This is a genomic window from Spirosoma foliorum, assembly GCF_014117325.1.
Classification (GTDB): domain Bacteria; phylum Bacteroidota; class Bacteroidia; order Cytophagales; family Spirosomataceae; genus Spirosoma; species Spirosoma foliorum.
In genome coordinates this window covers 5882354-5907851 of record NZ_CP059732.1, presented here as the reverse complement: position 1 = coordinate 5907851, position 25498 = coordinate 5882354, and the positions used below count along the sequence as shown (strand labels likewise).

Sequence of the window (25498 nt, the reverse complement as noted above, 5' to 3'; positions counted from 1 at the left end):
ATAAACCCTACCCGTCATGATTGTACCTGTATGGATTGTATCGGTTGGCCTCGGGGTGCTTGGCATCTTTTTACTCATCCAGGGCATCAAGCGAATTCTGAAGGCAGCTGGCGGCTCCGTTTTGCTCAAGCTACCATTGACGCAAAAAAGTGGGCAGTTTGTCGTTACCAAGGCGGGCGATTACGCCATCTGGCAATCTGGAAGAACTTTACAGCGAGTGCCAATGAAGATGTCAGCACCTACTATCCAGGCTCTACTGACAGGCGAAAAGGTCACGGTGAATCCAACTTTTTCAAGCATACGGGTAAACAATGGCTGGGAGGGCCGTATCCAGCTATTTACATTCCGGGCCGAAGCCGGGGAATACAAAGTAGAACTAGCAAGTCCTTATCCAGAATCGACTTACGCTCTTGAAATTCGGGAACGAAAGCCGGGTTATCTATTGGTTTTTGGTATTCTGCTTGTTCTTATTGCTGCCGCCTGCCTGATTACGTCGCTGGTTTTACTGGTCGTTTAGGATAGTACTAATTATAGCTGAGAACAGGTTAAGCACACGGTGGTGTCAGTTTTAAGAAACTGACACCACGATAACAGCCAAAATCTTATTTAAGTACATTAACCGTTACACTGGATGGCTGCCGAGGGGAGAAATAAACCCGGTGCGTTGCTTTCTGGAAATCGGCTTCTGTGGCTTTGTAAATATTCACAAACGTCTGCGGATTACGATCGACTAACGGGAACCAGGAACTCTGGACCTGTACCATTAATTTGTGGCCTTTTTTGAAGGTGTGCGCTGCATCCTGCATATCGAACTTCACTTCCGTTACTTCACCGGGTTTCATCGCTTCGGGTTTCGAAAAACTGTTACGGAACTTGGCCCGCATGACTTCTCCTCGTACCAGAAGTTGAAAGCCACCCATTTTAGTCCCTGGAATTGGGCTGTTGTTGGGCGAATTGTTCGGATACACATCAATCAGCTTGACCACGAAATCGGCATCGGTACCCGTTGTGGAAACGAACAGGTCGGCAAGTACATTTCCGGCTATGGTTACATCTTCCGTTAACGTATCCGATTCATAGACCATCACATCAGGACGCGTAGCCGCAAAACGTTGATCCTCGTACATGAAATCACTTCCCCGAATATTTCGGATTTCGGCTGTGTACGGAACTGGTTTTTTAGGGTCACTCACATATTCATCGAATGGCGTTGAACTGGTTTTGGGCAGCTCAAACGACAGTTTTCCATTGGGGTGGAAATAGAGCTTTTTCTCCTGGGCAGTTTTGGGCGGCCATTGGTCGTATTTGCTCCACTGGTTTGTACCCGTATCGAAAATATACGCCTTAGGAAGTTGTGGGTCGGGTTTATCTTTTAGGTAATGACCGAAAAACGGAAATTCAATGGTTTCCCGATAAAATTCTGAGGTCTTGCCACCAAAGCGAATATTCCCCAAGGTCTCACCCGTGCCGCGTGCCCACCCGCCGTGAATCCACGGACCCATAATCAATGAATTGGGCGATTTTGGATTATTCCGTTCAATACCGGCATACACTTTAAGAGGGCCATATAAATCTTCCTGATCGAACCAGCCACCAACGGTCATGACGGCAGGTTTGATGTTCTTCAAATAAGGAACGGGTGTGCGAGCCTGCCAGAATTCATCGTAGGCTTCGTGATCCATCATTTCATTCCAGATGAGATTCTTTCCCTTAAAAATCTGCTCATTTGCGTTTTTGATAGGGCCTAGATTCATGTAAAACTCATAACCACTTGGCGTACCATAAGCCGAAAAACCAGGGCTGTTTTTGGGCGTAGGTTCGGGCCGAGGCTGACCATAAGAAGATAAAAAGGCAAACGTACCCATCAAAAAGAAAGCGCCGTTATGGTGGCGATCATCGCCCATAAACCAGTCAGTGACAGGTGCTTGTGGAGAGGCCGCTTTCAGTGCTGGGTGCGCATCGATGATGGTTGTTGTTGTGTAGAAACCCGGTGCCGATATGCCCCAGGTACCTACGCGCCCGTTGTTGTTCGGAATGTTTTTAAGAAGCCACTCAATGGTATCGTAGGTATCGGAAATTTCATCAACGTCGGTCTTCTTTTTCTTGTTGGGTATGTACGGCTTTACGGCTACAAAGTCCCCTTCGGACATGTACTTGCCCCGTACATCCTGATACACGATGATGTAGCCATCCCGCGCAAAGAGCATAGATGGCCCGAGCGACGTTTTGTATTTATCCTCGCCATAAGGCGCTACACTATAGGGCGTCCGATCCAACATGATCGGGTATTTCTGATCGGTATTTTTAGGTACATAAATTGAGGTGAACAGCTTGATCCCGTCCCGCATCGGAATCATGCGCTCCAGTTTGGTATAATTCTCCCGAACATAGGCCGAATCGGCTTTATTGACGCCTGGGCCCTGAGCCATCAGGCGTTGAGCTACTAGCGACAGAATCAGGCAAAGAATGAGACTCAGGGTTTTCGGTTTCGTAGTAGTCAGTTGATGAATAGTAATTTTCATGAATGAATAAGCAGGTTGTATTGACTGTAAGAGGGAATAAAGCAAAGTTAGCCGGAACTATGATTTAGGCCTACCAAGTTGGGTGTTTATTGCACTGAGAGGATGGATAAATACGTTTTCAATCAACCTGGCCTACTACTCTTTATTCCAGGAACCATTTAGCAGAACATTTACTTTTCGGAATAAAGCAGCTGCATATAACTCACCATAGAGAGTTGGGTTTCGATGTTAAAAAATGTTAACCGTTCGATTGTCCAAAGTACCTTTATGGGTTACTTAAAGTGAGTTTTTTCTAAGATCTGCCTGATATTCAATTATAACTAATTGGAGTAGTCATATCTTAAAATAAAGATTTCATCATGAGTAGTTGTTTTCTTGGAATTATTAGGTAGATATACTTATATTTAACCAAATTTTAAGGCGTGCCCACTCGTAACGATCTTGATTAATCAATAAACTATGAAATTTCACTCAGGTATGATCAGTCTGGTCGTGCCAGCTTTTAACGAGGAAGAAAATTTACCCGTATTGGTTCATCGCCTGATGGCTGTTATGTCACAATACGAATCCTACGAAATTCTGATTATAGATGACGGTAGTTCTGATCAGACCCGTTATGTGCTCAGGCAGTTAAGTAAGGAGTATCCGGTTGTTCGTTTCCTATCGTTTTCCCGAAATTTTGGCCACCAGATGGCCCTGCGTGCAGGCTACGAAAATGCTCGGGGTGAAGCTGTGATTTGTTTGGACGCTGATCTTCAGCACCCACCCGAACTCATTCCGACCCTGATTGCCAAGTGGCGCGAGGGTTATGAAGTCGTGTATACGGTTCGCCGTCCCGATCCTAAACTGTCCTGGTTTAAGCGGACAACTTCGAAGTATTTCTACAAGGTTCTGCGGAACGTTTCGAACCTGGAGATTGAAGACGGTGCCGCCGATTTCCGCTTACTTGATCGGAAAGTGGTGAATACCATCAAACAATTTAAAGAAAACGACCTGTTTTTGCGGGGCGCTATTTCATGGGTTGGTTTCCGTCAATGCCGCATTTTGTACGAGCCTGCTGCTCGTTATGCGGGTCGTTCTAAATACTCATTCCGCAAAATGCTGCAATTGGCAGCTATGGGAATAACGTCGTTCTCGACCCGACCACTTTATTTGTCGGTATTGCTCGGCTTTGGCATGTTCCTGTTTGCTGCCTTGTTTGGCGCAGAAACACTTTATGAGCACTACTTTACCAATGCCACCGTATCGGGCTGGACAACACTGGTGTTGCTCATGGTACTGGTTGGCGGGGTGCAGTTCATCATGATTGGCATTATCGGTGTATATTTGGGCAAAACGTTCGTCGAGGTAAAAGGACGACCTGCCTATATTATCGGCGATACAAGCGAGATTGAGGAGACTGTAACAACATGGCAATCACCAACCGAGGTGGACGAGATATTTTATTCACCGTTGATGTAGAAGAATTTGATACCGCCGTTGAATTCGGCCACGATATTTCGTTAAGCGAACAAGTGGCCGTTTCAACGCGTGGGTTGACTTTACTAGCTCAGCGGTTCGATGCAGTGGGCGCTCGCACCACGCTCTTTACTACGGCCAACTACGCCATCCACGAACCGGAATTAATTCGGAGTTTAGCCGAAAAGCACGAAATCGCGTCGCATGGCTATTTTCACACGACTTTTGAACCCGCCGATCTGCTCAAATCCCGACTGGCGCTGGAAGAGTTACTAAATCGTCCTGTAACTGGTTTTCGTCGGGCACGTATGGGTTATGTTGACCCAAACGATGTTCATGACGCTGGTTACCAATATAACTCGTCGCTGCATCCAACCTGGCTTCCGGGTCGATACAATCACTGGGGCGAACCACGCCACCCATTTAACGAGTTGGGGGTTTGGCAAATTCCGGCTTCGGTTACGCCAACCGTACGGATACCGTTGTTCTGGCTAAGTCTGAAAAATTTCCCATTATCCTATTATAAATTGCTCTGCCGCCAAACGCTGGAGGCCGATGGTTTTTTGAACCTATACGTTCATCCCTGGGAGTTTACCGATCTGTCGGGCTACGAGAAAATTCCAACCTATGTGCGTAGGCACTCAAAGGATGAATTGCTCGACCGGGTCGAAAACCTGTTACGCTTTCTGAAACCACTTGGTGATTTTAATACAATGGGAGAATTTGCAAACCAGTTGAGTAAAGAAAATTAGCGGAGTCTAGATCCGTCAAAAATGAAAATGCCATATCGGAGAGATATGGCATTTTCATTTTTGAGAGAAAGGGAATCAAATGAATATGACATCGTCAATCACATCAGAGCCCATGTCTTTATTGACTAACTGAATAAGTTTCTGTTTGGCATTAACGAGCTCGTTACGAAGTGGAGCCGATCCAATTTCGATATGAAGCTTGCGATCTCGAACGTACAGGCGGTTTGTACGCGACGCAATGGCTGGCCCCATCATACGTCCCCAGAAAGCCTCCAGGTAAGTTTCGTTGAAGCGAGTCTGGAGTTGATACGCTTTTAACAACTGCCCGATGGCATCTTTTAAGGACGTGACACCAGCCACTCTGGTAGCATTTTCACGGTTGTAGCGATACGTTTGGTTCATTGGGCAGTATGTCTTACTACAAAAGTAAACAAGGAATCGACTTGATGGATGACTGATGATCGACAAAAGAGAAAAAATGTATGGGCAGATAGAAAAAGCATCTAGTGTTTGGATTCGCACCGTTTGGCTAGTATACTTGCGCTATCAAGTCAATTGTTACGCGTCAGGTTAAGTCATACCGGCGCGCGTTGATTTATACAGAAGTGGGGAGAGATCAGGCTCTGTGAACCACTGGCAACCTACCACACGGCAAGGTGCTAACTCCTGCCTAAAGTTATTTAGGGACTATAAATCGTAACCTACATGCTCTACATCCAGCAATGTATGCCCCCAGGGGCCTGCTAAGCATTCAGCACCAACCGCCACGAAAGCCGGGAGGGTTTGTCGTGCGCTCCTAAAAAGCTATAAAGTTTTACAGTCATATAGTTGTATCGTTTACTACGCAGTAAACATACCCAGAGACGCTAAACTTTAGAACCCAGCAACCCTATAACATTTCAACTTTTTTTACCATGTCTGAACTTCATTTCGATACCCTACAGCTTCATGCTGGTCAGGAACCCGACTCGGCTACAAATGCTCGGGCGGTTCCTATTTATCAAACAACGTCCTTTGTCTTTAATGACTCCGCGCACGGGGCTGATTTATTTGCACTGAAAGCGTTTGGGAATATTTATACCCGAATCATGAACCCAACGTCCGATGTGTTCGAGAAGCGTATTGCCGCTCTCGAAGGGGGCGTAGCTGCGTTGGCCGTAGCATCGGGTCAGGCGGCTCAGTTTATTGCCCTGAGCAATATCCTGAGTGCTGGCGATAATTTTGTAACTACCTCATTTCTATACGGCGGAACCTACAATCAATTTAAAGTTTCGTTCAAACGGTTGGGTATCGAAGCCCGCTTTGCGGATGGCGATAAGCCAGAGTCGTTCGCCAAACTGATTGACGAAAATACCAAAGCGATTTACCTCGAAACCATCGGAAATCCCGGATTCAATATTCCCGATTTCGATGCGTTTGCCGCCTTGGCTAAAGAGCATGATCTGCCCCTTATTGTGGATAACACATTTGGCGCGGGTGGTTACCTCTTCCGACCACTCGAACACGGAGCGGCTGTGGTTGTCGAGTCGGCCACTAAATGGATCGGTGGACATGGTACGAGCATCGGTGGGGTTATTGTCGATGGCGGTACCTACAACTGGGGCAATGGTAAATATCCGCAGTTCAGTGAACCTTCGGAGGGCTACCACGGCTTGGTCTTCAGCGATGTGTTTGGCGTAAATGGGCCGTTTGGCAACATTCAGTTCATTATTCGTGCCCGCGTTGAAGGCCTGCGCGATTGGGGGCCAGCGATTAGCCCATTCAACTCATTTTTATTGCTTCAGGGATTAGAAACGCTGTCGCTGCGTGTTGATCGTACGGTGCAGAATGCGCTGGCGTTAGCGCAATGGCTCGAAAACCATGAGCAGGTTGAGGCCGTAAATTATCCCGGTCTGGAAAGCAGTGCCTATCATGGTCTGGCTAAAAAATATTTGAAACGCGGTTTTGGTGGCGTTTTCTCGTTCAAGATAAAAGGAGATAAAGACGCTGCCGATCAATTTGTCAATAATCTGAAATTAGTAAGCCATCTGGCCAACGTCGGTGATTCAAAAACGCTGATTATTCACCCGGCGGCCACTACACACCAGCAACTAAGCGAGCAAGAGCAAGCGAGTGCAGGCGTTGAGGTGGGCGTATTGCGCGTGTCGGCAGGTATCGAGTATATCGATGATATTAAAGCTGACTTCGAGCAGGCGTTTGCCAAAATTGCCGAATCGGTATTGACGTAGTTATTTATTTGTCATTCCGACGTCAGGAGGAATCTCAAAGCCTCTACTAAAGGAATTTGAGATTCCTCCTGATGTCGGAATGACAAAAAAAGAATAAAATGAACCTCCAGTATTTCGATTATAAATATTCGTTCGCGCTCGAATCGGGCGAAAGCCTGCCCGGATTTAGGTTGGCTTATACCACACGCGGCAGGCTCAATGAAGACCGCTCGAACGTCGTATGGGTGTGCCATGCGCTGACCGGTAATGCCGATGCGGGCGATTGGTGGGGTGGTATGGTTGGCCCCGGTAAATATTTTGATCCTGAAGCCCCGTCGGGAGCAGGGCAATTTGTTGTATGCGCCAATGTGCTAGGGTCGTGCTACGGCTCCACAGGTCCTTTATCGGTCAATTCGGCTACAGGTAAACCCTTTCACCACGAATTTCCGATGGTGACGATTCGAGATATGGTGAATGCGCTGGACTTACTTCGGCAGGAGTTGGGTATCGAAAAAATTCACACCTGTATTGGAGGATCGGTAGGTGGAGAGCAGGCGCTGGAATGGGCCATTTATCAGCCAAATCTAATCGAAAATCTGATCGTTATTGCGGCTAGTGCTGTGGCCTCACCCTGGTGCATCGCCTTTAATGAAGCGCAGCGAATGGCTATTGAAGCCGACCCAACCTGGCCAGAACAACGCGACGATGCAGGTTTGGCAGGCATGAAAGCGGCCCGCGCGATGGCTATGATTTCATACCGGAATTATGATACGTATGGGTTTACCCAGGCGCTGGATAACAATGAGCAATTAGACGGCTATAAATCGGCCAGTTACCAACGCTATCAGGGCGAAAAACTGGTTGAGCGCTTTAATGCGTTTACCTACTGGACGCTCTCGAAGGTGATGGATTCGCACAACGTGGGTCGTAACCGAGGTAGCATACTTAATGCGTTGGCGCAGATTAAAGCCCATACTCTGGTTGTCGGTATTCGCTCCGATTTGTTGTTCCCGCCGGTTGAACAACAGTTTCTGGCGCGTCATATTCCGGATGCAGCTTACGAGGAAATTGATTCGTTATACGGACATGATGGCTTTTTGATTGAATTTCGGCCACTAGCCAATATGATTCGGAAGTGGATGGCTGGTTTGGCGGTTTCGAAAGCAAAGGTGGCCGAAGCAGTGAAAGAAAATAAATAGTCATTATAAAGACAACTGGATGTTCTGGTACGAAGCCGAAATTCAACAAATAGAACGTAAACTGAGTAGCTTACCACCAGCTTCAGATCGAGTCATTTTTTATGGTAGTTCATCCATTCGGCTTTGGACAACACTCGCTCAGGATTTCCCCCAGATCAATACCCTCAATTTAGGCTTTGGGGGTTCTACGCTGGCCGCTTGTGGGTGGTTTTTCGAACGGGTCATTATTCCGGCAAAGCCTAAGTCGGTTGTATTTTATGCGGGTGATAACGACTTGGGCGATGGGCGACATCCGGAGGAAGTATACCTCTTCTTCTGCGCTTTTGCCGATAAACTACGGACGCTGCTACCCGGTGTACCGCTCACATTTCTGTCAATAAAAATTAGCCCTTCGCGTTGGGGTATTTCTGAGCGAATACGATTGACGAATAAGTTGATCTTCAGTGAGCTGGAGAAGTACGCTGATTATCAATATATCGACATGACTGCCCCTTTACTGGGTAGCGATGGTCGCCCGCGTAATGAATTGTTTGAAAGTGATGGCTTGCATTTAAGTCCGGCAGGGTACCGAGTGTGGCAACAGACATTATTGAAAAACGCTCGAATTTTTTAATGATTTGTTTACCTGCCAGATAGCGTTTATCTGCAATAGTTATTGCAATTTCACAGATACTTAATGTATGCCGCTATGCAGCGCGAGTATCATAAATGGTTCAGTCCGAATCTGAACCGTGACATGGAGTTGCTCATCTTTGGCCACGCAGGGGCGCGGGTTCTGGTATTCCCCACCCGTCGCGGACGATTCCATGAGTATGAAGACCTTGGCCTCGTTCATGCATTGGCTGATCGAATTGAAAATGGCTGGCTGCAGCTTTTTTGTGTAGACAGTGTAGACCGCGAAAGTGTCTACAATCGATACGCCAGCCCGCAGGATCGTATTCGGCGGCATAACCAATACGAGCAGTACATTTTAAATGAGGTGCTCCCCCTTTCCCGCCTGAAAAACCCCCAGCCGTTTATGATTTCGCACGGTTGTAGCCTGGGGGCCTATCACGCGTTGAATATCGCGCTTCGGCATCCGCAATGGTTTGGGAAAGTGGCCGCTTTTAGTGGTCGCTATAACTTGTCGGAACCCGTAGCTGAGTTTCGGGGCTTATTTGATAACTACTACGACGAGGAAATCTACTTCCACAGCCCGAATCATTTTGTCCCCAATTTGAACGACGGTGCCATTCTTGACCACTTACGTCGGATGGACATTGTAATGACCATTGGCGCCGAAGATCCCTTTCTCCACAGCAACCTGAATCTAAGCGAAGCGCTCTGGAACAAAAATGTATCGCACGAATTGTACCTCTGGGATGGTCGGGCGCATCAGGCCGATGATTGGCAGAAAATGGTGCAATTGTATCTCTAATTAAAGCATTTTTAGAATACACCGTGTGCCGTTCGAGTACTGTCGGTTAGTAGCAACCTACGCAGCGAGGTTTATCCTAAACGCAAACGAGTCTCTTGTCTTCTCTTGATAAAGTAGATTAGACAACTACCTCATATTGAGTAATCTTTCAATTAGTTTATGGCTTTTTCTTTGCTTTTTGCCACGAAAAGCGTTCGAAAAACAATGTCCCAAAACTTACTGCTTACGCCAAAGCCTGATTCGGCATCGTTGAAATGATGAACCATATGATGGGTTTTCATTTCCTGTAAAAACGGATTTGAAGATTTGGCGTGGTGAATCGCATAGTGCATCATATCATAGATAAGATACCCTGTTATGAAGCCGGCAAAAAATGGATACACATAGCCCTCACCCAGTACATAATAAAAAGCCAGGTAGAAAATAGCAGCCAGGGGCGCCCCTAGCAAGGGTGGCATCACTAAACGCTTCGAATCATTGGGATAATCATGATGTACCCCGTGCGTTAAAAAACTGATTCGTTTGCCTAAAGCTGTCGTTGGATGAAAATGGAAGATATATCGGTGCAGCATGTATTCTGCCAATGTCCAAAATCCGAGTGCACTGATAAAGAGTAGGATTGTAGCAAGTAAGGACACTCCGCTATCGAACCCTTTGTACAGCGATACAATCACTACTGGAACCCAGAAGAGTAGAGGTATACTCCAGTGCACTCTCGAAAATAGGTCAAGAACGGGATTTTTGAATATCCGAACAGATTCATCCTTCAACGATACATAATTCTTTGCCATGCCACCTTTTTTGTTTACCAAGTGTAAAGATAATTGGTGCCGGGTACAGGAAGTGCTACTATATCTAAAATTGGGATAGTTTTAGGGGGAAGTCGTCATAGGGCATTTCGGTATAAATACCTCGTCGAAGCTAGTCTATTCGGCCTAGAAAGCCATCCAGATAACTTAAGATGGTGTCCGTTTGCATCATTAGGGAAACATGACCTTGCCCAGGAACAATAGCCAATTGGGATTTTGGCATGGCTCCCAGATCAGTACACCGCTCACCGGCCAGGAGCTGATACGTTTTGACCAATTCAAGTTTATCCAACCCGTCATTGTCGCCGGCTATGATCAGGACAGGTGCAGAAATTTGCGAAATATTGGCATCGCCCAGGTCGAAGGGCGTTGACGCCGAAGCGATCATTTGCTCCAGGAACGGAGTCCATTTGCTTTTATCCGGTGCCACAGCCTCATAGGCAGCTTGCAAAGGCGTGTTTGTGAAAAATTCAGGCTTCGTTTGCTTAAACCTGTCGGTTATTTCTGACATCCAGCCACTGCTTTTATAGGTGGACGAAATGATCACTAAATTCCTTAATCGTCCGGGGCTTTGTATAGCAAACTGGTAAGCCACAGAGCCGCCAAAACTATAACCTACTACGTCCGCACTGTCAATATTCAGGTGATCCAGGAGGCCTTCTACATCACGGGCTAACGTAGCCCTTGACAATTTCCTGTCTGAAAGCGGGGTGTGACCATGTCCCTGCAATTCAACAGCAATGACTTTCCTGTTTTTTGACAATTCGGGTATGAATTGCCCCCAGTTCATATCAATGGTCATATACGCACCATGCAGCAATACGATGGGGCTACCCTCGCCATATACTTCGTAATACATATCGATGCCATTAACAGGCGCATAGCCACTGCTGTAAGACTTGCTTTGTTGTTCGCTGGATTGAGATAAGGCAGACATAGTACTTGCTATTAGTCGTATTGAGATAATCGTATTGCCTGCTTTGACTGAATTTTCACAACAGGATACAGGATTTTTGACTTTATCGATTATCCAAAGATAGAAAGCGTTTGAGCGTTTCTCGATGTGTAAAAGCGACAGTTTTAGGGGTGAATCGCGACAAAAAGTATTGATCCACACCCTAACGTATCTGCTAAGTTTTTCTCACCGTTTCTGCGGTCTGATCAGCAATTCATGTACCTGTTTCGACGCCTGATTTCCTACGGCAACTTCTCCGTCAGGTACAAATAAGGCGGGTGGAAGTGATGTGTAAAGACCTTTTCTTTACTGTCGGGGTATTTTTTGAAATACGCGCTGTCGGCCAGTAAAACAATGGTGTTTCCTGTTCTGACGTAGTTGTTGCTGTTGTAATATTCAGGGGCCACATATCCATTTAGTGTCTTTTTGACTGTGCTGGAAGCCATTTTGCCCAGATATTTCTGATAGTTCTTTTGGGCTTTTAGCGATGGTTTGCTCAGACTGTTATACACGTATTTCAAAACAATGCGTTTGAGAAGTTTCTGCTTCTTAATCATCGCAGGCGCTCCCGCAAAAGGATTTGTCGTATTAAAATCATTGACGGTCTGGAGCGAAAAAGGGACTTCGGGGACCCAATCGGCAGAGTTAACCACGTTGTATGCCCAACCCATTTGCGTAGCCGCTTCATATTCATAGGCGTAATAAAGATTCCCCGGCTTAGGGCCCGCGCTACAATACGTCTTGAGTTGAATATCTGCCGGAAGTCGGGACTGTTTCTGTAGATTTCGCAAATGGGAGGTAAGCAAAAACGCAATGGCACCTCCCTGACTGTGACCCATAATCAGGATATTTTTGATACCAGCCCGGTAGCTGGAATCAATTTTGGGCAGAATGTCTTTCGCCAGAAAGGCGGTACTAACCAACCAGCCTACATGAACCGCTGCCTGTGGATGATCGGCCAGATCGTAGGTGAATTTCTCCGTATCGCTAATTTGCAGTTCTCCTTTTGCTGGAACCATAGCTGCGTAAAAATTGGCCAGCCAGCTAACACTATTGGCCGTTGTTCCCCGAAGACTAATGACAGCAACGCCTTGATTATTAGTCCACAAATCCCACTTATTATCTAAGCCAACAACCTTGGAACGATAAATCAGTTTGAATTGCTGAGGTGTGGGAAAGGAATGAACGTAGGTCGAATCGCCAAATTGTGCCGATACTTTAAGCATTTCGATGTATTCGGCTTTATCAAAACCTGGTTTGAGCGGCTGGCCCAAAAGTGCTATCGGTAATACAAACAGAGCAAGGAGCAAGACGATGTGTTTCATAAGTGAGCCATGTATAAAGCGCTGAGACCTGACTTGGGCTGTTCGCGAGAGGAATTACATGGCTCAAAGATGAACGAAAAGTTGTCTGCTCCCAATAAAAGGTAACCTTTTTGAGGGAGTGGAAACTACAATGACTTCACCAGGGCGATGACGAGTTTTGCCGAGTTACGGGCAGCTGTTGGGTAAAATTTGTCGTAGGCAATGTGCGCTTCGGCGTCGGCTCGGTCGCTGAGGCTGCGGATAACCAGAAGTGGTACCTGAATTTGGTAACAGACCTGTGCAATGGCGGCTCCTTCCATTTCGGTTGCATCGGCCCCGAAATTGGCTCGTAGGCTTTTCCCTTTTTCCGACGAAGCCACAAAGACATCACCTGTTACAACAGTTCCGGTAATAACCTTAACGGGTCGGTCTGAAACGCCCCCCCGACGCCAGGGGAATTCCTTCGAGTGGAACAGTTTTTACAATGGTTTCGGCTAAACGCAACAAGGCAGAATCGGCTGGGAAATAGAGTGGATTGAACTCTTTGGTGATCGCATTCCGAGTCTGTTGCGTTGGCGTGTTTTTATCGGTAATTGAGCTATAGTCGTGATGGGCCGTTTGTTTGGCAATAACAATGTCGCCGGGTTGTAAATCGGGGTTGGTGCCGCCTGCAATACCTGTAAATAGTATGCGCTGGGGGCGAAAATGATCGAGCATTAAAGCCGTTGTCATGGCTGCGTTGACTTTACCAATCCCCGTTTCGGCCACCACAACTTTCTGATTCCCAATGCGCCCCGTCGTGAATGTGACTCCATCGACCAGAATAGTTTTCGGCTTTTTTAATTGTTCTTTGACTAAAGCTACTTCAGCGCCAAAGGCACCTAATAAGCCGGTGATATTCTTAGGTTTATATCGTTGAGCAAACGTGAAATGAGAGAGGAAGAGGAGAAATAGCGTTATTTTTTTCATTAGAAAGTGGGGAAGAATTATTAGTCAAATTAAGGTGGCATCCTCGGTCTGTGTTCTCCGTGCCGCAACGGCGGACCGCTCTATGGACATAATCAATGGCCACTGGTCAGCGCCAGCACACAAAACATATCGACAATCCACAGGCCCATCGGCACTTCACGGCTTTTGCCAACGGCAACCTTTACGACAGTCCACGAGAGAAAGCCCCAAATAAGGCCCTGCGTGATGGAGTAGCTAAATGGAATGAGAACAAGGGCGAGGAAAGCCGGAAGCGCGTCATCTAACTGCCCCCAGGCAATACGCGTAATTGGTTTCATCATGAATGCTCCAACCAGTACCAGGGCCGGGGCTGTGGCAATGGCTGGAATGACTGATAATAAGGGTGACAGAAATAGGAACGGAAGAAAACAACAACCTGCTACAATGGCCGTCAATCCTGTTCGCCCACCCTGTGCAATCCCCACCGCCGACTCGATATAAGCCGTTCCGGGACTGGTCCCAAACAAACCCGCCAGGGTTGTTGATACGGCATCGGTTAATAATGAACGATTCAGGTTGTGCGGATTACCATCAGCATCCTGCAAACCACCGGCTTCGGCTACACCGACAAACGTAGACAAGCTGTCAAATAAATCCGTGAAGGCAAAGGCAAAAATGACTGGCCAGAGTGACCACGATAATGAACCGACTAGATCTAACTTACCAAGTAATGAAAAATCAGGCGCAGCCCAAAGGCCCTGAAAATTGACTAATGTTTTCTGTCCGAAATTAATGGCCGACGCATCGCCCCAAAGGCGACCGATTGGCCAGGCAGCCAACGTTGTTAGGATAATTCCGATGATAATGGCTCCCGGCACATCACGTACAACCAGGATGCTGGTTAATAATAAGCCAAAGATAAACGTGAGAACGATTGGATCACTAAAATGGGCAATGCTGACCAGTGTAGCAGGATTGGCCACAATAAACTTCGCATTCTCGAAGCCAATCAGTGTAATAAATAGACCAATACCTGCCGAAACGGCATAGCGCAACGGTTGCGGAATCGCTCGTACAATGGCTGAACGGACATTCAATACGGAGAGTAGCAGGAATAAAACACCAGCCCAGAAAACAGCGCCAAGCGCGACTTCGGGCGATATATCCATGCCTTTAACGGCAGTGAAGGTGAAGAAGGCATTCAGCCCCATACCAGGGGCAACAACAATCGGATTGCGGGCATATAAGCCCATCATCAGACTGCAAAAAAACGAGAGTAAGACCGTGGCTGTCAGTACACCACTAAACGGCAATCCGGCCTGACTCAGAATAGCTGGATTAACAACAATGATATACATCGTTGCCAGGAAGGTAGAAATACCAGCAAGAATTTCAGTTCGGCGGGAAACGGCGGGGAGTTGAGAGGAAGGAGACAAGTAGTTTGAAGTTTGAGGTTTGTAGTTTGAGGTTCCTAAGAAGACAACTTCAAACCTCAAACTACAAACTTCAAACTGAAACGTCAAACGTCAGCCAGCAAACTTCCGGCGGCCTCATCGACCCAAACCTGTCCGTTGGCGTGCGTTTGAAGAATACTGGCGGGCATTTCTTCGGTTATCGGACCACGTAAAGCATCGCGTAGAACAGGTGCTTTTTTCGCTCCACTGACTAGTAGAATAACCTCCTTCGCTTCGGTCAGGTGGCGAAGGCCGACGGTAATGCCCTGCGTTAGCGAGGTTTCTTTCTCGAAATATTTCTGACCAACGGTTATTGTACTTTCCGCCAGGTCAACTACATGACAGCCGAGGGTAAACGGGGTGCCTGGTTCATTCAGTGCAATGTGGCCATTCATACCCATGCCTACCAGCAACAGATCCAGTCCGCCTTTGGCTTTAATAACGGCATCGATTTTGGCGCATTCGGCTTGTAAATCATCTGCTTTGGCGTCGAATACATGAACTTGGTCTGGACGTAGATTCAAAGGCGTAAACAGGTCGCGGAACACATAGTACGAGCAACTTCCAAAATCTTCTGGACCAAAACCTACCCATTCGTCCAACCCTACAAACGTGCACTGGCTGATATCGACCTTGTCGGCTTTTACTAAATCGACAAACCGATGATAGGTTTCAATAGGGGTATCGCCCGAAGCTAAGCACAATAAGGCGTCTGGTTTCTGATTAATAATGGCCGCAATATGCTCAGCGGTGTACTGCGACAAGGTCGCGTGGTCAGGGAATTGATGGAATGTCATTAAGGTATTCGGTTTATAGTATTTGGTTTACGGTGGGCTGACGCGTTAGCTATTTATGCGATAGCTTACTGTAAACCAAATACCATAAACCGTAAGTCTATTTCAATTCATTTGCCCGTATTTCTTTCGTCCAGTGTTCGGCACCTTTCTGGTCGTAAACTTTCATGGTCAGCACGCGATCCTTTAACGGGCCGCTCACGCTCAAAAGGCCGAAATTGCGTTCGGTTACTAACGTGTTCGCCACATAAGTGGGCTGCTTCAGCTCATCGGCGCGGGGTTGGGCTACCGACGATGTTAAGGGCGAGATAGTTAGGTCGTACAGAGGATAGGTGCCCGGTCGATCTAATTTGTGTAGAATCGAATGGTGACGGTCGCCGGTAATGAACAACACGCCCGGAATTTTGGCATCGGTAATGGCTTTAAATAACCGATTGCGTTCGGTGCCATAAATGGAATAATTTTCAAAAGCCTCTGTCGGATTGACGATTTGACCACCCGTTACGATAAACTTAAAGGTCGCCCTGCTAAACGTTAGGGCGTCTACCAGCCACTGCATCTGCTTATCGCCGAAATAAGCTTTTTCTGGACCATCAGGCATATCGTTTGGTGCCCGGAACGTCCGGTCATCGAGCAGGAAAAACTGGCAGTCATTCCAGAAAAAAGTACCGGCACAACCTTCAGAAAACACAAAATTTGGATTGGCCCAGAATAGTTTAAACGCTTCGAGGGTAACGGGTTTTAACCAATAGGATCGATCAGCGTCGTTAGGGCCATAATCGTGGTCGTCCCAGGTTGCGTAGTTATGCGTATTGGCCAGTAGCGGCTGCATTTCGGGTAAGGAACGCGTGTGGGTATAGCGTCGCAAAACGCCCGTTCTCGTATTCCAGTCAACTTCGCGGGTATAGGTATTGTCGCCGGTCCAGAGCATGAAATCCGGTTTTTGGGCAACCAATGCCGTAAAAATCTCGTAGCCACCACCGTAAGGTTTACCCGGACGATCCACTTCAGGTTCGTTGACGTAGGTGCAGCTTCCGACGCCGAAGCGAAACGTCGGAGGGTCGGTCCGCCACTGCCATAGGGGTTGGGTCTGAAACTGGGTCGGGTAGGGCAGGCTCACCTTCTGGCCCTCGATCAACAGTTCGTATGTGTACTTTTTTCCGGGTTCCACCTGATCGGCGAGCAGGTGGGCTGTAAAAGCCGTTTGCCGGTTGGTTTGTACTTCGTTGGTCAGATAGTTAACACTCGGGTTGTCCGTCTCATGGTAGCGAATCTGGACTTTGGCAGGTTGTTTAGTCTGCGCCCAGAGCATCACCTCGCGCATTTCCGAATAGCCGACCATCGGGCCAGACTGGAGCTTGCTTTGGCTGGCTGATTTGGTCTTTGAGGGGGAAACTGCCGTTTGCCGTTTACCTGGTTGTTGGCCAAATAACACCAACGGACCTAATAACGTGAGTAGTAAGAGAAATTGAATTTTGTACATGGGGGAAAGATGGCGTAATTTTGCGGCTCGTTTGACAAAGTTATGCAACTAAATAACCAAACCTACCAGATTCAGGGCGTCGATGTTCTGGCCATAGCCGACGAGTTCGGGTTACCGCTATATGTGTATGATGCCGATAAAATTATCGAAAAAATAGGCTTACTCCGGTCTTCTTTCGCCGGTGTTAACCTAAAGATAAAATATGCGGCCAAAGCGCTAACCAACGTATCGATTCTGAAGCTGATGCGGCAGCAAGGTGTGGAAATGGATTCGGTTTCGGTTAATGAAGCGCGGATGGGTATGCTGGCTGGTTTTACACCGGATCAGATTATGTTCACGCCCAGCGGAGTCTCGTTCGAAGAAATCCGGGAAGCGATTGACATGGGTCTACAACTAAACGTAGATAGCCTGTCGTTGCTGGAGTGGGTTGGACAAAATTATGGCGGTCAGGTGCCGGTCAGCATTCGAATTAATCCGCACATCAGCGAAGGCGGCAATATCAAGATTTCGACAGGGCACGCCGATTCTAAGTTTGGAATTTCAATTCTGCAACGGGCGGAGATAAAGGCAATCGCTGATCAATATCAGATTTCGGTAACGGGCTTGCACATTCATACGGGTTCGGATTTTAAGAATGCTGGTGCGTTTTTAAAAGGGGCCGAGGTGTTATTTGCCCTCGCCAGCGATTACCCTAACCTGACCTTCATCGATTTCGGAAGTGGCTTTAAAGTGGCTTATAAAGAAGGAGATCATATTACAGATGTGGCCGAGCTAGGCCGTCAGGTCTCTGCCGCGTTTCGTGATTTCTGCCAACAATACGGTCGTGACCTGGAATTGTGGTTTGAACCGGGCAAGTTTCTGGTAAGCGAAAGCGGTCATTTGCTGGTCAAAACCAATATCGTGAAGGAAAACCCGACCCGGACATTCGTGGCGGTAGATTCGGGACTGAATCACCTTATTCGCCCAATGATGTATGATGCCTATCACGACATCAAAAACATCTCAAATCCGACGGGTTCTGAGAAAACGTACAACGTGGTAGGGTATATCTGCGAAACGGACACTTTTGCCACCGACCGCCCCTTGCCCGACGTTCGGCCTGGCGATGTGCTGTCGTTTGAGAATGCCGGAGCGTATGGCTTCAGCATGGCCTCGAACTACAACGCCCGTTTCCGACCTGCCGAAGTACTGGTTTACGAAGGAAAACCTTACCTGATTCGCCAACGCGAAACCTTCGAGGATTTGCTGCGCGGACAGGTCGATGTAGCAGTTTTGAATCCTGAAACAATTGAGCAAGTAAGATAAAAGGTATAGTTTACGGTTTGAGGTTTACGGTGGCTGACGCGAAAACAACTCATGCGTCAGCCACCGTAAACCTCAAACCGTAAACCTCAAACTAGTAACTAATAATGGGACGCGCATTTGAATACCGGAAAGCCCGGAAAATGAAACGCTGGGGGCAAATGGCCAAAACCTTTACCCGCATCGGAAAAGACATTGTGATGGCCGTCAAGAGTGGCGGTCCTGATCCTGACAGCAATGGCCGGCTTCGAGCCATTATCCAGAATGCCAAAGCGGCTAACATGCCGAAGGAAAACGTAGACCGGGCAATTAAAAAAGCCTCGTCGAAAGAGCAGGAGGACTACAAAGAAATTGTGTACGAAGCCTATGCTCCTCACGGCATTGCGCTCGTTATTGAAACCGCTACGGATAACCACAACCGGACAGTTGCCAACGTCCGGAGCTACCTGAACAAACTCGGCGGTAGCCTGGGCACACAAGGCATGCTCGACTTTATGTTTGATCGTAAGTCGGTGTTTCGGATTCCGGCTGAAGGCATCGATCAGGAAGAGTTGGAACTTGAATTGATTGACGTGGGAGGAGACGAAGTTGAACTCGACGAAGAAGCGAATCAGTACATCATTTATGGCGAGTTCACCGCTTTCGGTAGCCTGCAGAAATTTCTGGAAGAAAAAGGATACGAAATCAAACAGGCTGAATTCGAGCGGATTCCGAACGACTACAAAGAATTAACCGACGAAGAAGTAGCTGACGTTGAAAAGCTCATCGAACGCATCGAAGAAGACGACGACGTTCAGATGGTGTATCATAATATGAAATAAAGGGTAAAAGGGAGTAGGGGGAGGAAAGGGACGAGAGGAATAATTTACTACCCTCTCGTCCCTTTCCTCCCCCTACTCCCTTTTACCCTTATCTATCTGGCAGAAACGCCTTCTCTTAGAATCTGCACCCACCCCTTGATGATCTGAGGAGGGGAGTTCCTGTCCAGCATGGCATAACTTACCGTGGCCTGGTAATAATACAAACCCGTCGGTAAATCAACCCCATCCAGACTCTTGCCATCCCAGGCCAATGTCGGACCACTGGTCTCATAGAGCTTGGCCCCCCATCGATTGTAGACCACAAAACTGACGTTAGCCACAAATCGGGGGCAGTGCAGCGGCTGGAACACATCATTCTTGCCATCCCCATTGGGAGTGAACACATTGGGCAGCACAAAGCTCGGGCAGGCATCCACACACACCTTGTTGGAAGGGGTACTCTCCAGGCCCCGCTTGCTGACGGCTGTCACGTAATAGCAGCCCGCTACGGTCGACAGCCCACTGTGGTCATATTTCTGAGTAGGGGCATCTACACTGGTCAACACCCCCAGGGTGTCAGTGCGGTAACGACCATAGTAGATCTTGTAACTGGCAATGTTGGGATCGCAGGTAGGGCCCGTGCCGGGTGTCCAGGCCAGTTTGTTGGTGAAGCTGCTCTGATCACACAGACTCTCAGGACTCAGACTGGCACAGTTGAGACTATCTACTTGCAGAACAGGTGGACAGGGTTTGGTGGTGTCGGCGGGGGTGGCACAGATGATCTGACTGTAGTTGATCAGTGGCCCCAGTCGGCTGAGTTGGGTGTCGGTGTACTGGCCCCGGGTCATCACCCGATAGCAGTAGGAGGAGTCAGCCGAGAGAATCCGAGAGGTGTTGCCATCGGCGGTGAAGGTGTCCGACCCATCATCGGTGAAGGAGTAAGGAGAGGTAGTGACACTGACTTCCCGAATCTTGTTGAAGGGACCATTGGGTCCTGATCGGGATCGGTAGACATCATGGATTTTTCCATCGTTGGACCAGGGGGTGTTGGCCTGCCAGCTCAGAACGATCTGCCGGTTGGCGGGGGTAGCCGCCAGTCTGACGGAGGAAGCCGCATCGGTGACATCGAGTTGGGTCAGCGTACCGTTGGCGGCTGTGTAGTAGAACTCGAGCCGGTAGCGGTAGGCATTGGCCGTGGTGTTGAGGATGGAGGTGGAGTTGCCTTTGTCGACGAACAGAGTATCGGGAGCGGTTGGGCTCAGGTTGGTATTGATGGTGGCGATGGTGGTATAGGTGGTGCCGGTGAGTCCGGTAGCTCGTTGGAGTCGATACTGGTAGGGGGCGCCCAGATCACCGGGGTTGAGTCCGATGGGTCTGGTCCATTTGACGGTGATTTGGCCGGTGGTGGTGTTGGTCGAATCGACGGTGACCTGGGTGATCACCGGTGCCAGGAGTGGCAGTTCCAGACAGGCTTTGTTGGAGGACAGACTGACCCCTCCGTTGATCCCCCCATTGGGATCGGAAAAGGCGGCTACCAGTCGATAGCCGTAGCTAACTCCTCGTTTGAGGGTGGTGGTATCGGTATAGGTGGTGGCTGTGCTGGATACGGTGGCGATCTTGGTATAGCCTGCGGGTACACCCGTGACGCATTTGGGTAAGTCATCGGGTTGACAGCCTTCTTTCCGATAGATGGTGATGGTGGTGGTGGGGCTGCTACAGGTGTAGGCATCCCAGGTGAGCTGGATAGCTCTACCGTTGGCAGTGGCGGTTGGTTTAGCGGTTAAGTTCTTGATGGCAGGTCCCACCACCTGAATTCGGAAGGTCTGGAAGGAGACCAGCGCGGGGGTCGGTTTAGGGGGTACATCGGTCACTTTGAAGGTCACATCGTAAGGGGCTTGCCGTACATGGACACAACTGGTTTGCCAGCTGAAGGTGGCCGTGGCGGGTTGTGCCTGGGTGAGTCCGCCGTTGATGAGTCGGGCATAGGCAGGGGAGATCAACTCGCCGGGGGCCAAGGCCGCTCCATCCGCTCCCACATTGAATACGCCCCCAAAGCCAGTGATAATGACCCGGTTTCCATCGGGGTCGGTGGCCGTAACGGGTTGGGTGATCAGGGTGCCTGCCTCGGCGCAGAGGTCGGGAATGGGCTGGATAATGGGTCGTTTGTTGGGACTATCCACAACAAAAATCTGCATATCCCGGGTAATCTCGCCGATAAGTACGCCATTTCGCCATTCTTCGATGATGAAGGCGAAGTTATACTGGCCTGCCTGTCCTGGAGCATCCCAGCAAAGTTCCCCGGTAATGGGGTTGATGGTAAAGGTGGGCGTCCCTCCGGCTTCACTCGATGTACTAAATCGGGTTGGGTCCTGGTAACCCGGAATGGCAGGCCCTGAACAGCCGTTATCTGTTGTGGAGGTTTTAGGGACACTCAATCGGTAGGCCAGGCTATCGCCGTCAGCGTCGAAAGCGGCTGGATTGTGACAGAACTTCTGGCCCACCCGCCCCGAATCGAGGGGAGGATTGAGCATGACGGGGGTAGAGTTGGTCAACAGAGATCCATTGATCAGGATCGTTGTTGATACAAAAAAGCGGATATTATCGGAGGGCGCCGGTAGGTTTTTAGTATTAAGGTTTCGGTTTGGAACAGTTATGCCAATCGTATAAACACCTGGTCCCGGATACGTATGAACGGCTGTGTAGGAGTCAATAGAGGATGTATTTCCATTAATGTAAATACGACTACTTCGCCTAACTTCTAACGTTGAGCCATCGCCAAAACAGATTGTATAGGGCTCAGCCTGATTCGCAGCAGCCTTACCCGCTGGCGTCTCATCGTAGTAAGCCGTAAACGTAACTTTATAAGTAAGTGAGGTTGTGGAAATTCGTTTGGTGGTAATCTCGCCTGCCCGTACGTGCGTAGCATGGCTAATAGTGGGCCATAAGACTGCCCCCAGAAATAGACCTATTACCCCAAGTGTGTAAACAAACCGCATAAAATTATTCCCGTTTTCAACTACAACGATTTCAATCTACAAAAATGTATTCTTTTTTGGTATGTACCTCTCCTTACGTGAGGAAGAGTTTTTTTGTTTCAAGTTTCAAGTTTCAAGTTCAATGTTTCAGGTTTGCTATATACGGCAGGATGGAACATTGAACTTGGAACTTGACTTATCTGGCCGAAACGCCTTCTCTTAGAATCTGCACCCACCCCTTGATAATCTGGGGCGGAGAGTTCCTGTCCAGCATGGCATAACTCACCGTGGCCTGGTAATAATACAAACCCGTCGGCAAATCGACCCCGTCCAGACTCTTGCCATCCCAGGCCAATGTCGGACCACTGGTCTCATAGAGCTTGGCTCCCCATCGATTGTAGACCACAAAACTGACGTTGCTCACAAACCGGGGGCAGTGCAGCGGCTGGAACACATCATTCTTGCCATCCCCATTGGGAGTGAACACATTGGGCAGCACAAAGCTCGGGCAGGCATCCACACACACCTTGTTGGAGGGCGTACTCTCCAAACCTCGCTTGCTAACCGCTGTCACATAATAGCAGCCCGCTACGGTCGACAGCCCACTGTGGTCATATTTCTGAGTAGGGGCATCTACACTGGTCAACACCCCCAGGGTGTCGGTGCGGTAGCGGCCATAGTAGATCTTGTAACTGGCAATGTTGGGATCGCAGGTAGGGCCCGTGCCGGGCGTCCAGGCCAGCTTGTTGGTGAGGCTGCTCTGATCACACAGACTCTCAGGACTCAAACTGGCACAGTTGAGACTATCTACTTGCAGAACAGGTGGGCAGGGTTTGGTGGTGTCGGCGGGCGTGGCACACAGAATCTGACTATAGTTTGTCAGCGGGCCCAGTCGGCTGAGTTGGGTGTCGGTGTACTGGCCCCGGGTCATCACCCGATAACAGTAGGAGGAGTCCGCCGAGAGAATCCGAGAGGTGTTGCCATCGGCGGTGAAGGTGTCCGACCCATCATCGGTGAAGGAGTAAGGAGAGGTAGTGACACTGACTTCCCGAATCTTGTTGAAAGGACCATTGGGTCCTGATCGGGATCGGTAGACATCATGGATTTTTCCATCGTTGGACCAGGGGGTGTTGGCCTGCCAGCTCAGAACGATCTGCCGGTTGGCGGGGGTAGCCGCCAGTCTGACGGAGGAAGCCGCATCGGTGACATCGAGTTGGGTCAGCGTACCGTTGGCGGCTGTGTAGTAGAACTCGAGCCGGTAGCGGTAGGCATTGGCCGTGGTGTTGAGGATGGAGGTGGAGTTGCCTTTGTCGACGAACAGAGTATCAGGAGCGGTTGGGCTCAGGTTGGTATTGATGGTGGCGATGGTGGTATAGGTGGTGCCGGTGAGTCCGGTAGCTCGTTGGAGTCGATACTGGTAGGGGGCGCCCAGATCACCGGGGTTGAGTCCGATGGGCCGGGTCCATCGGACGGTGATTTGGCCGGTGGTGGTGTTGGTCGAATCGACGGTGACCTGGGTGATCACCGGGGCCAGGAGTGGCAGTTCCAGACAGGCTTTGTTGGAGGACAGACTGACTCCCCCGTTGATTCCCCCATTGGGATCGGAAAAGGCGGCTACCAGTCGATAGCCGTAGCTAACTCCTCGTTTGAGGGTGGTGGTATCGGTATAGGTGGTGGCTGTGCTGGATACGGTGGCGATCTTGGTATAGCCTGCGGGTACACCCGTGACGCATTTGGGTAAGTCATCGGGTTGACAGCCTTCTTTCCGATAGATGGTGATGGTGGTGGTGGGGCTGCTACAGGTGTAGGCATCCCAGGTGAGCTGGATAGCTCTACCGTTGGCAGTGGCGGTTGGTTTGGCGGTTAAGTTCTTAATGGCAGGTCCCACCACCTGAATTCGGAAGGTCTGGAAAGAGACCAGCGCGGGGGTCGGTTTAGGGGGTACATCGGTGACTTTGAAGGTCACATCGTAAGGGGCTTGCCGTACATGGACACAACTGGTTTGCCAGCTGAAGGTGGCCGTGGCGGGTTGTGCCTGGGTGAGTCCACCGTTGATGAGTCGGGCATAGGCGGGGGAGATCAACTCGCCGGGGGCCAAGGCCGCTCCATCCGCTCCCACATTGAAGACGCCCCCAAAGCCGGTGATAATGACCCGGTTTCCATCGGGATCAGTAGCGGTGACGGGTTGGGTGATCAGGGTGCCTGCCTCGGCGCAGAGGTCGGGAATGGGCTGGATAATGGGTCGTTTGTTGGGACTATCCACAACAATGATTTGCATATCCCGGGTAATCTCGCCGATAAGTACGCCATTCCGCCATTCTTCGATGATGAAGGCGAAGTTATACTGGCCTGCCTGTCCTGGAGCATCCCAGCAAAGTTCCCCGGTAATGGGGTTGATGGTAAAGGTGGGCGTCCCTCCGGCTTCACTGGAGGTGCTGTATCGCGTAGGGTCCTGATAGGCTGGGATGTTTCGACCTAGGCAAATACTGGTTGCTGAGGATGTTTTGGGGACGCTCAATCGGTAGGCCAGGCTATCGCCGTCAGCGTCGAAAGCGGCTGGATTGTGACAGAACTTCTGGCCCACCCGCCCCGAATCGAGGGGCGGATTGAGCATGACGGGGGTAGAGTTGGTCAACAGAGATCCATTGATCAGGATCGTTGTTGATACGAAAAAAGCAATTTCCTGAGATTGATCTGGTGGCGGTAAGTTGATGGTCCCTTTATTGCGATTTACAACGGTTACACTGATAGTGTAAGCGCCGGGCCCGGGATAGGTATGTGTAGTGGTATAAGAATCAACAGATGAAGTATTTCCATTAATGAATCTTCGACTGTCTCGTTTGACTTCGGCTGTAGTGCCATCGCCAAAACAGATTGTATAGGCATTGGCTTGTGTAGATGCGTCCTTACCCCCAAGCTCATCGAAATAGGCCGTGAATGTAACTTTATAAGTAAGTGAGGTTGTGGAAATTCGTTTAGTAGTAATCTCTCCTGCCCGTACGTGCGTAGCATGGCTAACAGTGGGCAACAACACCGCTCCTAGCAATAGGCATAACAGCCCAATTGGGTAAACGAACCGCATAAAATTATCCCGTTTTTCAACTACAACGATTTCAATC

At 49.1% G+C, this 25498-nt stretch carries 19 protein-coding genes, 1 pseudogene and 1 riboswitch; of the genes and pseudogenes, 9 read left to right on the top strand and 11 right to left on the bottom strand.

Going from position 1 to position 25498, the window contains the following annotated elements; translation table 11 throughout:
* Positions 1–16: 16 nt before the first annotated feature.
* A complete protein-coding gene (locus H3H32_RS24965) occupies positions 17–517 on the top strand; it encodes a BRCT domain-containing protein (RefSeq protein WP_182458460.1) in 501 nt (166 codons plus the stop codon).
* An 85-nt stretch (positions 518–602) separates the two neighbouring features.
* On the opposite strand, the gene H3H32_RS24960 is transcribed toward H3H32_RS24965, so the two are convergent.
* Positions 603–2522 carry a CocE/NonD family hydrolase gene (locus H3H32_RS24960; protein WP_182458458.1) on the bottom strand — a complete coding sequence of 640 codons (1920 nt, stop codon included), beginning with the start codon at positions 2520–2522 and terminating at the stop codon, positions 603–605.
* 459 nt (positions 2523–2981) lie between these two features.
* Here H3H32_RS24960 and H3H32_RS24955 point away from each other — a divergent pair, with 459 nt between their 5' ends.
* Both H3H32_RS24955 and H3H32_RS24950 read left to right on the top strand, forming a co-directional pair.
* Positions 2982–3983: a glycosyltransferase family 2 protein gene (locus H3H32_RS24955; protein WP_182458456.1), complete on the top strand. Its 1002-nt coding sequence runs from the start codon at positions 2982–2984 to the stop codon at positions 3981–3983.
* Positions 3932–4732, top strand: coding sequence for a polysaccharide deacetylase family protein (locus H3H32_RS24950; protein WP_182458454.1), 801 nt, complete (start codon positions 3932–3934; stop codon positions 4730–4732). Before H3H32_RS24955 ends, H3H32_RS24950 begins: the two co-directional genes overlap by 52 nt.
* A gap of 75 nt (positions 4733–4807) precedes the next feature.
* Here H3H32_RS24950 and H3H32_RS24945 read toward each other — a convergent pair whose 3' ends face one another.
* Positions 4808–5134, bottom strand: a complete 327-nt coding sequence (locus tag H3H32_RS24945; RefSeq protein ID WP_111344273.1) for a DciA family protein — start codon at positions 5132–5134, stop codon at positions 4808–4810.
* A 190-nt stretch (positions 5135–5324) separates the two neighbouring features.
* Positions 5325–5428: riboswitch (SAM riboswitch) on the top strand.
* A gap of 218 nt (positions 5429–5646) precedes the next feature.
* Between H3H32_RS24945 and H3H32_RS24940 the strand changes: the two genes are divergently transcribed.
* From H3H32_RS24940 to H3H32_RS24925, 4 genes are all read left to right on the top strand, one after another.
* Entirely contained in the window at positions 5647–6960 is a 1314-nt protein-coding gene (locus H3H32_RS24940) for an O-acetylhomoserine aminocarboxypropyltransferase/cysteine synthase family protein (protein ID WP_182458452.1), read from the top strand.
* A 98-nt stretch (positions 6961–7058) separates the two neighbouring features.
* Positions 7059–8138 carry a homoserine O-acetyltransferase family protein gene (locus tag H3H32_RS24935; protein ID WP_182458450.1) on the top strand — a complete coding sequence of 360 codons (1080 nt, stop codon included), beginning with the start codon at positions 7059–7061 and terminating at the stop codon, positions 8136–8138.
* Positions 8139–8157: 19 nt separating this feature from the next.
* Entirely contained in the window at positions 8158–8751 is a 594-nt protein-coding gene (locus tag H3H32_RS24930) for a GDSL-type esterase/lipase family protein (protein ID WP_182458447.1), read from the top strand.
* 63 nt (positions 8752–8814) lie between these two features.
* Positions 8815–9555 carry an esterase family protein gene (locus H3H32_RS24925; RefSeq protein ID WP_240543483.1) on the top strand — a complete coding sequence of 247 codons (741 nt, stop codon included), beginning with the start codon at positions 8815–8817 and terminating at the stop codon, positions 9553–9555.
* Positions 9556–9707: 152 nt separating this feature from the next.
* On the opposite strand, the gene H3H32_RS24920 is transcribed toward H3H32_RS24925, so the two are convergent.
* The 7 genes and pseudogenes from H3H32_RS24920 to H3H32_RS24890 form a co-directional block, all read right to left on the bottom strand.
* Positions 9708–10346, bottom strand: a complete 639-nt coding sequence (locus H3H32_RS24920; RefSeq protein ID WP_182458443.1) for a sterol desaturase family protein — start codon at positions 10344–10346, stop codon at positions 9708–9710.
* Between the two features lie 130 nt (positions 10347–10476).
* Positions 10477–11301 (bottom strand): alpha/beta fold hydrolase, encoded by an 825-nt coding sequence (locus H3H32_RS24915; RefSeq protein ID WP_182458435.1) that lies wholly within the window; start codon positions 11299–11301, stop codon positions 10477–10479.
* Between the two features lie 260 nt (positions 11302–11561).
* Positions 11562–12644 (bottom strand): lipase family protein, encoded by a 1083-nt coding sequence (locus H3H32_RS24910; RefSeq protein ID WP_182458433.1) that lies wholly within the window; start codon positions 12642–12644, stop codon positions 11562–11564.
* Positions 12645–12769: 125 nt separating this feature from the next.
* Positions 12770–13592: pseudogene (locus H3H32_RS24905) on the bottom strand (5'-methylthioadenosine/adenosylhomocysteine nucleosidase).
* 92 nt (positions 13593–13684) lie between these two features.
* Positions 13685–15007, bottom strand: coding sequence for an NCS2 family permease (locus H3H32_RS24900; RefSeq protein ID WP_182458431.1), 1323 nt, complete (start codon positions 15005–15007; stop codon positions 13685–13687).
* Between the two features lie 83 nt (positions 15008–15090).
* On the bottom strand, positions 15091–15822 hold the full coding sequence (locus H3H32_RS24895) for a glucosamine-6-phosphate deaminase (RefSeq protein ID WP_182458429.1): 732 nt from the start codon (positions 15820–15822) through the stop codon (positions 15091–15093).
* Positions 15823–15919: 97 nt separating this feature from the next.
* Positions 15920–17302, bottom strand: a complete 1383-nt coding sequence (locus tag H3H32_RS24890; protein ID WP_182458427.1) for an alkaline phosphatase D family protein — start codon at positions 17300–17302, stop codon at positions 15920–15922.
* A gap of 42 nt (positions 17303–17344) precedes the next feature.
* Between H3H32_RS24890 and lysA the strand changes: the two genes are divergently transcribed.
* Both lysA and H3H32_RS24880 read left to right on the top strand, forming a co-directional pair.
* Positions 17345–18607 (top strand): diaminopimelate decarboxylase, encoded by a 1263-nt coding sequence (gene lysA / locus H3H32_RS24885; RefSeq protein ID WP_182458425.1) that lies wholly within the window; start codon positions 17345–17347, stop codon positions 18605–18607.
* 104 nt (positions 18608–18711) lie between these two features.
* The gene (locus H3H32_RS24880; RefSeq protein ID WP_182458423.1) at positions 18712–19425 is read left to right on the top strand and encodes a YebC/PmpR family DNA-binding transcriptional regulator; all 714 of its coding nucleotides are present in this window, start codon (positions 18712–18714) and stop codon (positions 19423–19425) included.
* Positions 19426–19517: 92 nt separating this feature from the next.
* On the opposite strand, the gene H3H32_RS24875 is transcribed toward H3H32_RS24880, so the two are convergent.
* Together H3H32_RS24875 and H3H32_RS24870 are read right to left on the bottom strand one after the other, a co-directional pair.
* On the bottom strand, positions 19518–22400 hold the full coding sequence (locus H3H32_RS24875) for a T9SS type B sorting domain-containing protein (protein ID WP_182458421.1): 2883 nt from the start codon (positions 22398–22400) through the stop codon (positions 19518–19520).
* Between the two features lie 175 nt (positions 22401–22575).
* Positions 22576–25461, bottom strand: a complete 2886-nt coding sequence (locus tag H3H32_RS24870) for a T9SS type B sorting domain-containing protein (RefSeq protein WP_182458419.1) — start codon at positions 25459–25461, stop codon at positions 22576–22578.
* Positions 25462–25498: the final 37 nt, after the last annotated feature.

Coding starts and splice junctions, on each gene's coding strand:
- H3H32_RS24965 (WP_182458460.1), top strand. CDS start 17: ATGATTGTACCTGTATGGATTGTATCGGTTGGCCTCGGGGTGCTTGGC.
- H3H32_RS24960 (WP_182458458.1), bottom strand. CDS start 2,522: ATGAAAATTACTATTCATCAACTGACTACTACGAAACCGAAAACCCTG.
- H3H32_RS24955 (WP_182458456.1), top strand. CDS start 2,982: ATGAAATTTCACTCAGGTATGATCAGTCTGGTCGTGCCAGCTTTTAAC.
- H3H32_RS24950 (WP_182458454.1), top strand. CDS start 3,932: ATGGCAATCACCAACCGAGGTGGACGAGATATTTTATTCACCGTTGAT.
- H3H32_RS24945 (WP_111344273.1), bottom strand. CDS start 5,134: ATGAACCAAACGTATCGCTACAACCGTGAAAATGCTACCAGAGTGGCT.
- H3H32_RS24940 (WP_182458452.1), top strand. CDS start 5,647: ATGTCTGAACTTCATTTCGATACCCTACAGCTTCATGCTGGTCAGGAA.
- H3H32_RS24935 (WP_182458450.1), top strand. CDS start 7,059: ATGAACCTCCAGTATTTCGATTATAAATATTCGTTCGCGCTCGAATCG.
- H3H32_RS24930 (WP_182458447.1), top strand. CDS start 8,158: ATGTTCTGGTACGAAGCCGAAATTCAACAAATAGAACGTAAACTGAGT.
- H3H32_RS24925 (WP_240543483.1), top strand. CDS start 8,815: ATGTATGCCGCTATGCAGCGCGAGTATCATAAATGGTTCAGTCCGAAT.
- H3H32_RS24920 (WP_182458443.1), bottom strand. CDS start 10,346: ATGGCAAAGAATTATGTATCGTTGAAGGATGAATCTGTTCGGATATTC.
- H3H32_RS24915 (WP_182458435.1), bottom strand. CDS start 11,301: ATGTCTGCCTTATCTCAATCCAGCGAACAACAAAGCAAGTCTTACAGC.
- H3H32_RS24910 (WP_182458433.1), bottom strand. CDS start 12,644: ATGAAACACATCGTCTTGCTCCTTGCTCTGTTTGTATTACCGATAGCA.
- H3H32_RS24895 (WP_182458429.1), bottom strand. CDS start 15,822: ATGACATTCCATCAATTCCCTGACCACGCGACCTTGTCGCAGTACACC.
- H3H32_RS24890 (WP_182458427.1), bottom strand. CDS start 17,302: ATGTACAAAATTCAATTTCTCTTACTACTCACGTTATTAGGTCCGTTG.
- lysA (WP_182458425.1), top strand. CDS start 17,345: ATGCAACTAAATAACCAAACCTACCAGATTCAGGGCGTCGATGTTCTG.
- H3H32_RS24880 (WP_182458423.1), top strand. CDS start 18,712: ATGGGACGCGCATTTGAATACCGGAAAGCCCGGAAAATGAAACGCTGG.
- H3H32_RS24875 (WP_182458421.1), bottom strand. CDS start 22,400: ATGCGGTTTGTTTACACACTTGGGGTAATAGGTCTATTTCTGGGGGCA.
- H3H32_RS24870 (WP_182458419.1), bottom strand. CDS start 25,461: ATGCGGTTCGTTTACCCAATTGGGCTGTTATGCCTATTGCTAGGAGCG.